The 8,809-nt window shown below is 52.9% G+C and carries 8 protein-coding genes; 3 read left to right on the forward strand and 5 right to left on the reverse strand.

Annotation, left to right across the window (positions count from 1 at the left end):
• Positions 1-109: 109 nt before the first annotated feature.
• The 5 genes from MO867_RS19220 to MO867_RS19240 all read right to left on the reverse strand — a co-directional run bounded on the left by MO867_RS19220 (position 110) and on the right by MO867_RS19240 (position 5,415).
• Positions 110-2,329 (reverse strand): ATP-dependent helicase, encoded by a 2,220-nt coding sequence (locus MO867_RS19220; protein WP_252472141.1) that lies wholly within the window; start codon positions 2,327-2,329, stop codon positions 110-112.
• Positions 2,330-2,393: 64 nt separating this feature from the next.
• Complete coding sequence (locus MO867_RS19225; RefSeq protein ID WP_252472143.1) at positions 2,394-4,127, reverse strand: SulP family inorganic anion transporter; 1,734 nt, start codon at positions 4,125-4,127, stop codon at positions 2,394-2,396.
• A 92-nt stretch (positions 4,128-4,219) separates the two neighbouring features.
• Positions 4,220-4,651, reverse strand: a complete 432-nt coding sequence (locus tag MO867_RS19230; RefSeq protein WP_252472145.1) for a YeeE/YedE family protein — start codon at positions 4,649-4,651, stop codon at positions 4,220-4,222.
• Between the two features lie 13 nt (positions 4,652-4,664).
• On the reverse strand, positions 4,665-5,096 hold the full coding sequence (locus MO867_RS19235) for a YeeE/YedE family protein (RefSeq protein ID WP_252472146.1): 432 nt from the start codon (positions 5,094-5,096) through the stop codon (positions 4,665-4,667).
• A 4-nt stretch (positions 5,097-5,100) separates the two neighbouring features.
• Positions 5,101-5,415, reverse strand: coding sequence for an ArsR/SmtB family transcription factor (locus MO867_RS19240; protein WP_252472147.1), 315 nt, complete (start codon positions 5,413-5,415; stop codon positions 5,101-5,103).
• Positions 5,416-5,508: 93 nt separating this feature from the next.
• Between MO867_RS19240 and MO867_RS19245 the strand changes: the two genes are divergently transcribed.
• The 3 genes from MO867_RS19245 to MO867_RS19255 all read left to right on the forward strand — a co-directional run bounded on the left by MO867_RS19245 (position 5,509) and on the right by MO867_RS19255 (position 8,692).
• The gene (locus MO867_RS19245) at positions 5,509-6,387 is read left to right on the forward strand and encodes an MBL fold metallo-hydrolase (RefSeq protein ID WP_252472148.1); all 879 of its coding nucleotides are present in this window, start codon (positions 5,509-5,511) and stop codon (positions 6,385-6,387) included.
• 55 nt (positions 6,388-6,442) lie between these two features.
• The gene (locus MO867_RS19250; RefSeq protein ID WP_252472149.1) at positions 6,443-6,856 is read left to right on the forward strand and encodes a protein tyrosine phosphatase family protein; all 414 of its coding nucleotides are present in this window, start codon (positions 6,443-6,445) and stop codon (positions 6,854-6,856) included.
• A 111-nt stretch (positions 6,857-6,967) separates the two neighbouring features.
• On the forward strand, positions 6,968-8,692 hold the full coding sequence (locus tag MO867_RS19255; RefSeq protein ID WP_252472150.1) for a SulP family inorganic anion transporter: 1,725 nt from the start codon (positions 6,968-6,970) through the stop codon (positions 8,690-8,692).
• The last annotated feature ends 117 nt before the right edge of the window (positions 8,693-8,809 follow it).

The raw sequence follows: 8,809 nt of genomic DNA on the forward strand, positions 1-8,809 counted from the left end.
ACAACTAACGATCCACTTTCCAGATCGGCTGGAGAAATATATCAGCCTCTGAGGCTATGGCTGACACAGAGTTTTGAACACCCTCAGTCTTATTGTAAGGTTGTTCTTATTACATTAAATACTGCGATAAAGTCTCCCAATCAAAGCGCCGCGGCTTGCCGTCACTAAACAGTATCTCTATTCGACGGTCTTCCCATTTCAGTACCCGTCCGTGGCCGAGTTTGCGGTGCCGCAGGCCTTCGCCGGGTTGCGGTTTACGCATGGGCGCGCGGGGTGCACTGATATTGGGGTTGTAATCGCAGGCCTCCAGGTAATGGAGGGCTTGGCGAGAGACGGGGATATCGGTATCGATTTGTTCGGGGCGTTCGCGTAGGGCATCTGCCATCAGTCTGCTGAGTGGGAGTTGCATCTCATTGATAAACAGCGATGGCTGGGTGACATCGGGGCCTTTTTGCTGGGCCGCTTCTGTGGGGGCCAACAAGAATAGCTTGGATTTTGCCCGGGTCATGGCTACGTACATCAGGCGGCGTTCACTTTCCAGGGAGGCGGGGGTGTTGAAATCCCGCTGGGGTTGGTAGGGCATATTGTGCTGGGTGAGGCTGGGAATAATTACCTGATCCCACTCCAGCCCTTTCGCTTGGTGCATAGTAGTGATCTGGATTGAGCCTGCTTCGGTCTGTTCGCCCTCGCGGTGCTGGCGCTGCAGTTCTTGCAGATGTGTGAGGGCCTCAATCGGGGATTGCTTGAGTGTGTCCAAATATTGGCAAAAGGCGAGGCTGGTTTGTTGCCGTTCCTCTCCTTGTTGACGGGTGAAGGCGTCATCGGCGATGCCGCTGAGGAGTCCCAGTTCGCTGATATGCCGGCGCAGCAGTTCACCGGCGTGACCACGCCAGCTTTCAATTTGGGTGAGCAGTTCTGCTCGTTGGCGCAGGCGTTTGGTTTGGGGCTTGCTCAGGTTTTCAGGTAGTAGGGTAATCAGGTGTTTGCCCCAGCTCTTGTCTCGGGAGGCGAGGGCGGAACAAACGGGTTCCAGCACTTTGCGCGGAATGCGTACGTGGGGCGCGTTCAGCCACTCGTATAGCCCCTGTTGGCGCCGCTTAATGGGAAGCCTTGCAAAACGACCGGAGGCGATATTAAGGCTCCAGAAAAGCGGCCGCAATTCGCGGCGTGACAGTACGGTATTGCGGCTGGCGGATCGGTAAGGAATATTATTGGCCAACAGCGCCAGCTCAATAGGTGCTGCGATAGACCAGAGGCGTACTAGTACGGCGATATCTGTAGGCGGCAGGCCTTCCTGCTGGCAGCGGCGCAGGTGCTCGACCAGCCAGCGCCCCTCTTTGTCGGTTTCTACCCGCTCAATTTCAGTGTTCCGCTCTTTATCGGCAGAAATGCAGAATATATCGGCGCGATCGCGGTTGTTTTCGATAAAGTGGTTGGCAGCCAGGGAGAGCTGATGACCGTAGCGGAAAGTGCGGCTTAGGTGGTAAATATTTGAGGGAGGGAAATCGCCATCAAAAAAAGTGAGCAGGAAATCCGGTTTGGAACCACGCCATTCGTAGATGGTCTGATCCGGGTCCCCAATGGCAATAACATTGCCGGATTTTCCGTAGAGAATACGCAATAAAAAGTGCTGTATTTCGTTGATGTCCTGATACTCGTCCACCAGGATGTCCTCGTAACAACTGCCGTATTGCTCTGCCATTTGCTCATTGAGGCTGAGCAGCATGACTGGGTCGTAAATCAGATCGGAGTAAGTGACGGCATTTTGGCTGCGGCGCCAGACTTCAAAGGCTCGAAACACTTGTAAAAAATACATATGTTCATCACCCAGCTTCAGTGCCTGAAATGCGCTGAGATCCCCGGATAGAATGGTTTTGGTGTAGTCGATAAAAAACTCTGCGGCCTCAATCTCCGATTGTTTGCGCGTGCGGATTTCCTCCAGCTCATGGGTGGGGGCACATTCTTCAATAGCCTTCCAGATTTGCAGTTGGATTGTAGATTGGGGTAGGGGGCTTAGATTGGCGGCGGCGATGTGATTGTTGGCGATCATTCGCTGGTACAGACGGTAGCCGACACTGTGGAATGTATGTACTGATGGGGTGGGGCCGTCAGTAAGCTGGTGCATACGGCGATCGAAATCCTCCCGTGCGCTGCGATTGTACATCAGCACCAGCAGGCGTTCGGGGGGGATAGCGGCATCCAGGCGATTCTTAACATAGTGTAAAAGGGCGGTAGTTTTGCCTGAGCCGGCAACGGCAATAATCTTGGCGTGCCCGCCGGTGTGGTCTGCGATTGCCTGTTGTTCAGAAGTGAGAGTGTTGCCGCTCATCGTACCTACGCCCAAATACTGGATATTTTGCCAGTATTGGGTGTTGCCTTACAAGTTGAGGGTGTTACGGTCCGGGTTTGTGACTATCTTCGTCAAATTTGTGATGACGCAAAGCAAGCTCAGCGATGTAAGGCGACAGAAATACTCGTCCACTTAATTCCTGCAGTAATTGGGAGCGTCCCAGGCGGTCCAATACCCGTCCTTTTACCTCCGCCAGGTGCAACTGGATATGGCGGCTTTGAAAATCTTTGTTCACCTGTCGCAAGCGTTCAATGGCTGTGCTGTCAATGCGGTTGACCGAGGACAGAATCAGAACCATGTGGCGAGTGTTTCGGTGTCGTTTGATTTCGACAGAAAGTCGTTCCTCTATGGCATTGATATTGCTAAAAAAGAGGTTTTCGTCGATGCGCAGAAACAGGATATCCGGTTGAGTTTTCACTGCATGACGCAATACGTTGCGGAATTGTTCGGTGCCGGGAACGCGGCCTACCACGGCAATATGTGGTCTGCTGGCGCGCCAGATCAAAGTGGCGAAAGAGAGTCCGACTCCCAGACCAATCCCCGTCTCTACACCAAAAAATACGACCCCTAAAAACGTGCCGGCCATAGCGAGCCCATCGGTGCGATCGTAGTGCCAGTGGTGGAGCATGCCGCGGAAATTGATCAGGTTTGCCGCCGTTACGATGATGGTGGCAGCGAGCACACAGATAGGTAGTTCCGTGAACACTTTGGTGGCATATAGCAGTAAGAGGGCAATAAAGCCTGCTGCTATTACACCACTTAAAGGGGATTTTGCTCCGCTTTCGTCATTTACAGCGGTTCGTGCAAAACTGCCGGTCACTGCAAAGCCTCCAGAAAAGGCGCTGACTATATTGGAAGCTCCGAGTCCACGAAGCTCGGCATTGGTATTGAGCTTTTCTCCTCGGCGCTGGGCGATGGAGTGGGCAATGGACAGGCTTTCAACAAAGCCCAGTAGGGCAATAATCAGTGCCGGCAAAAGCAGTTGATAGATCAGGCCCGGACTGAAGGGTGGAATTATGAGGTCAGGTAGTCCTGCAGGGATAATGCCGACAACCGGTAGCTCTTTTTCCCAGTGAAAAAGAGCGGTGAGCGCTATGGAGATTACCACGATTAACATAGGAGCCAGCCGTGATAGTAGTTTTGACCTAGCTGGATTTACTCCGAGTTCCCTCAATAAAAAAGGCAAGCCCAGACGCGCGGCAATTAAGCTTGATAAAGCAATAATCCCCAGTAATGCCGCTTCTCTGTCGGTGTTGGGCAGGTGGCGAATAGTACTGAGCAGTATTTCAAGGACAGTATCGCCCCCGCTTTCGACACCCAGTAGGGGGGCGATTTGCCCGGCAATTATCAATAATGCGGCACCGGAGACAAAGCCGTCGACGACGGGGAGGCTGAGGAGGTTGGCGAGACTGCCCAATCCGAGCAACCCCATTATCAGTAGCAAAATACCGCTTAACAGCGCTAGTAGGATAGCGCCATTGATGTATTCGGGACTGCCCGGTGTGGCGATGGGGGTGAGTGCAGAAGCAGTCATCAGTGCCAGCACTGCCACGGGGCCTACCGATAAAACCGAACTGGAGCCAAACAGGGCATACCCTACCAGGGGGAGCAGCCCAGCGTAGAGCCCCAGATAAGGGGGTAGACCAGCCAGTGCGGCATACGCCAGCGCCTGAGGTATCAGCATCATGCTGGCCAGTAGGGCGGCGATGCTGTCGCCGATCAGCCACCGGGGTTGGTAGTGTTTTAGCCACGGAGGAACAAGGTGGTGTACCCGCATCCTTTGTTATTCCATCTTGCCTATCGCAAATTTTGGTGAGCTGCTCAAATAAGATAGACGGCGGGTACCTTAGGGTTGGATCTGTGTGTGATTTACCCCGCTGCCTGGATACGCTTGGGATTGCTAAGGTGGAAAAGCCCCATACCAGCCAGCATTGCCAGAGTAAACAGCAGCGCTTTTTGCTGCCCGGTGCCGGTGGCGACAATGGCTGGGCCAGGACAAAAGCCTGCCAGGCCCCAGCCGATACCAAACAGTAGGCTGCCGATGACTAGGCGGCGATCCACTTTGCTTGTTGTGGGTAGCTGCAGTGGCTTCCCCAGCAGCGACTTTCCGCGGCTTTTGATTAACTGAAAAATGGGTAGCCCAACGGCAATAGCGCCGAACATGACCAGCCCCAGCGAGGGGTCCCAATTACCGGCAAGGTCGAGGAAACCCAGGACTTTTTGTGGATTTGCCATGCCTGAGAGCAATAACCCCAGACCAAAAATCAGGCCGGCCAATAGGGCGGTTATGGTAGTTTTCATTGATTTAAACTCGTTAACCCATCAAAAGGTGGCGCATGACAAAAACAGTAGCAAAGCCCGCCGCCATAAAGATCGTTGTGGCGCCGAGAGAGCGTACTGAGAGTCGGGACAAGCCACAGACACCGTGGCCACTGGTACAACCCGAAGCGAGGCGTGTGCCAAAGCCGACCAGTAAGCCGGCTGTAATCAGGGTGAAGTAATTCGCTTCGATTTTGGTTGCGGGTAAGGTGGCAAAGATCTGCCAGACAAGGGGGCCTATTAATAATCCTGCAATAAAAGCCAAGCGCCAACTCGAATCAGGCCGGCGTTCGATCAGGCCGCCGATGACCCCCGAGATACCGGCGATACGGCCGTTGAACGCGAGTAGCAGGGCGCTGGCCAACCCGATAAGAGCACCGCCAGCCAGGGCGGTGGTTGGGGTAAAAGCAATCCAGTCGATGGTCATGGAATTACTCCGCGCAGTAAAGTTGGTAGAGAGTCTGCAGCAGGGCCAATACCCGCGGGTCCGCGACCCGGTAATAGATGTGCTTCCCGTCCCGCCGTGTATCGACTAGCCCCTCGCGGCGCAGGACACCTAATTGTTGGGACAGGCTGGGTTGGTGGATGTCCAGGCGCTCTTCCAGTTCACCAACATTTAACTCTTCCTGGCTAAGCTGGCAGAGCAGCAGCAAGCGGTCCTGATTCGCAAGTGAGCGCAGCATAGAGGCCGCCTGGCCGGCGGACTCGCGCATTTTGTCGAAGTCTAGGGATTCGGTATCTGGCATAGATTTGGCCAACAATTCACTGAATTACAATATGTTGTTTTATATATTATCACATTGTATATTGTTTGTATAGCGAATGCAGGAGGGCATGAAATGCCACAAGAAAAACAGTCTGCTCAAGTGCAACCGTTTCTCGACAGGGAAACCGAGACCTGGAGTTACGTGGTTTATGACAGGGAGGGTGGCTCTGCTGTTGTGGTGGATTCGGTACTGAATTTTGATGTAGTCTCGGGCCGCACCAGTAGCTGTGGAGCGGAAGCGTTGGTGTCATTTATTCGGCAAAAAGGGCTGACTCTGGAGTGGGTTCTGGAGACTCATGCTCATGCAGATCACTTGTCCGCAGCACCGTACCTGCGGGACCAATTGGGCGGGCGTATCGCCATTGGTGAGCAGATTTGCCAGGTACAAAAGATCTTTCGCGACGTTTTCAATCTGGAACGGGAGTTTTTGGCGGATGGCAGTCAATTCGATCATCTCTTCAGAGACAATGAAACTTTCCGTGTGGGCGAACTGAGGGCGAGGGTGATTTACAGTCCGGGCCATACGCCTGCAGATATGGTCTGGTTAATCGGGGACGCCCTGTTTGTGGGAGACACTTTGTTCTTGCCGGATGTGGGTAGTGCGCGCTGTGACTTCCCTGGCGGGGATGCATCACAACTCTATCACTCAGTGCGTAACATACTTTCCTTGCCCGATCAGACACGTATGTTTATGTGCCATGACTACCCACCTAAAGGTAAGCGGGATTATCAGTGTGAAACCAGTGTGGGTGCTCAGCGCAGAGAGAATATTCATTTGCGTGATGGCGTGTCGGAAAAAGAGTTTGTGGCGATTCGCCAAACGCGTGATGCCAGTCTGTCCTTGCCGAGGCTGATTGTCCCTTCGGTTCAGGTCAATATACGCGCAGGCGGGTTGCCTCCGGCGGAATCCAATGGCACCGTCTATTTAAAGGTGCCGCTGAACCAGTTATAGACTCTGTGATTGTGTCATTGGCTAACGGTTTGAAAGTCAGAAATAAGGGGAAGTTATGGATATTAAAAAGCTGGATGATCAGGTGAGTGTATCCGAGCACATTGTCTGTGATGCGATGTCGCCACTGGCGCGGAGCGGTGTTCAGGTGGTGGTCTGCAATTGTCCAGAAGGGGAGAGCGAAGCTCATCCCTCTTATGTAGAGATGGAGCAGGCTGCACTGGAGGCCGGATTGAAGTTTCTGGCCATTCCGTTTACCCGTGGACGCATGACGCGGGAGCACTGCGAAACCTTTCGAGGGGTATTGCAGGGCGGCGAAAAAATACATGCATTTTGCCGGACCGGTAATCGCTCCAGCCAGCTTTGGGCAGGAGCAAGAATTATGATGGGCGCAGATAAAAAGCAACTCCACAGCCAAGCTAGTGCGGCTGGATTTGATATTGGCGCTGTACTGTTAACGGTTGAAGCGTAAGTATATTTTTTTGCGGTATTTGCCAGTGCCGGCATTGCTTTGTTTAATACCCTGTCGAGCCAAAAGGTGAGTGCCAGGTCCAAGATCTGAGAGCGTGGAAAGCCAATAATTATGCTGATGCAGTATCTCTCTCGGTGGTTCCCCATTTTGACCACTGCCCAATCCTACGACCGGCAAACATTAAATCGTGACTTGTTGGCGGCTGTGATTGTCACCATGCTCCTGATCCCCCAATCGCTCGCCTATGCCCTGCTTGCCGGTTTGCCTGCTGAAGTGGGGCTTTATGCGAGTATGGTGCCTCTCGTAGTTTATGGAGTATTGGGCTCCAGTCGAACCTTGTCGGTGGGACCGGTTGCCGTCATTTCCTTGATGAGTGCCGCGGCTTTAGGTGAGGTGACGGCTCGTGGGGAGGTGGACTATGTGACTGCCGCAGCGATGCTGGCGCTACTGTCTGGGGGGGGGTTGACTCTCTTGGGGGGATTGCGCCTAGGCGTTCTTGCCAATTTTCTTTCGCACCCGGTGATCTCTGGCTTTATTACCGCCTCAGCTCTACTGATCGCGCTCAGCCAGCTGCGTCATTTGCTCGGAGTGACAGCCGGGGGGGATACCTTGCTGGAGCTTGTGCCGTCGCTACTTGAGAGTTTCAGCCGTCATCATGCGCTGACCCTGGCTATTGGGGTGGGGGTGATTATGTTTCTCTATTTAGCTCGCGCCTACGCAGCGCAGTGGCTCCAAAAATTGGGAATGGCGGTGCCCAATGCGGAATTGGCGGCAAAAGCCGCACCGGCTGCGTGTGTCCTGGCAACCATCGGATTGTCTTATTGGCTGGATTATGAGGCGCGGGAGGTGGCGCTCGTTGGCGCTATTCCTGCCGGCCTGCCGCAATTCACTTGGCCGACTTTGTCTTTCGCTCTGCTGCAGCCACTGGCAGTACCCGCATTGATGATTGCGCTTATTGGTTATGTCGAATCCATATCTGTGGCAAAGACATTGGCTGCAAAACGTCGACACAGAATTGACTCAAGCCAGGAGTTGGTGGCGTTGGGGTTGGCCAATATAGGGTCGGGACTTTCCGGCGGCTTTCCGGTAAGTGGCGGTTTTTCCCGCTCAGTAGTAAATGATGCCGCCGGTGCACAAACCCAGTTTGCCAGCTTGTTTACTGCGGTCGCTATTGGGCTGGCTACAGTTTTTCTGACGCCGCTTCTTTACTACCTTCCCAAAACTACACTGGCCGCCACCATTATTGTCGCTGTTCTTTCACTGGTGGATTTTTCGATTTTGCGAAAGACTTGGCACTTCTCCAAAACTGACTTTATTGCCGTATTGCTAACTATTGCGGCCACCCTATTATTAGGGGTTGAGCAAGGCGTAGCCTGTGGGGTGGGGGCTTCGCTGTTGCTGTTTATCTACCGGGCATCAAAGCCCCATATTGCAGAAGTGGGGTTGGTGGAGGGTACCGAGCATTTTCGAAATATCTATCGACACAACGTAAAAACTACTCCTGAAGTTCTTACTTTTCGTGTGGATGGTCGTTTAATCTTCTCCAATGTTGGTGTGCTAGAGGAGCGTATCTATACAAACCTTTCCAGCGAGCATCGAATTAAGCATGTAATTTTGATGTGTAGCGCGGTTAATGAGATAGATTGGAGCGCCCTGGAAGTATTGGAGTCCATCAGCACTAACCTGTCGAATAAAGGAGTCAAGTTTCACCTGTCTGAAGTTAAAGGACCGGTCATGGATCGGCTGGTAAAGAGTAATTTCCTTCAAAAACTATCTGGTGAGGTGTTTCTGAGTCAGTATCAGGCGTTTTCGGCGGTTGCCTTTTCTCCAAAATAGAGCTTAAATTCTGTTGAATAACAACACTTCGGACAGTTTCATACAGCTATAGCCCCATAGTCAGAGGGTGTAAATAATTCTGTGTAACCGCTCTTGCTAGTGGATTATTGGTAGTCG

The sequence above is a fragment of the Microbulbifer okhotskensis genome (genome assembly GCF_023895975.1).
GTDB lineage: Bacteria > Pseudomonadota > Gammaproteobacteria > Pseudomonadales > Cellvibrionaceae > Microbulbifer > Microbulbifer okhotskensis.

Bases quoted from the DNA above. Each gene is read 5' to 3' on its own strand.
- MO867_RS19220 (WP_252472141.1), bottom strand. From the start codon at position 2,329: ATGAGCGGCAACACTCTCACTTCTGAACAACAGGCAATCGCAGACCAC.
- MO867_RS19225 (WP_252472143.1), bottom strand. From the start codon at position 4,127: ATGCGGGTACACCACCTTGTTCCTCCGTGGCTAAAACACTACCAACCC.
- MO867_RS19230 (WP_252472145.1), bottom strand. From the start codon at position 4,651: ATGAAAACTACCATAACCGCCCTATTGGCCGGCCTGATTTTTGGTCTG.
- MO867_RS19235 (WP_252472146.1), bottom strand. From the start codon at position 5,096: ATGACCATCGACTGGATTGCTTTTACCCCAACCACCGCCCTGGCTGGC.
- MO867_RS19250 (WP_252472149.1), top strand. From the start codon at position 6,443: ATGGATATTAAAAAGCTGGATGATCAGGTGAGTGTATCCGAGCACATT.
- MO867_RS19255 (WP_252472150.1), top strand. From the start codon at position 6,968: ATGCTGATGCAGTATCTCTCTCGGTGGTTCCCCATTTTGACCACTGCC.
- MO867_RS19245 (WP_252472148.1), top strand. From the start codon at position 5,509: ATGCCACAAGAAAAACAGTCTGCTCAAGTGCAACCGTTTCTCGACAGG.
- MO867_RS19240 (WP_252472147.1), bottom strand. From the start codon at position 5,415: ATGCCAGATACCGAATCCCTAGACTTCGACAAAATGCGCGAGTCCGCC.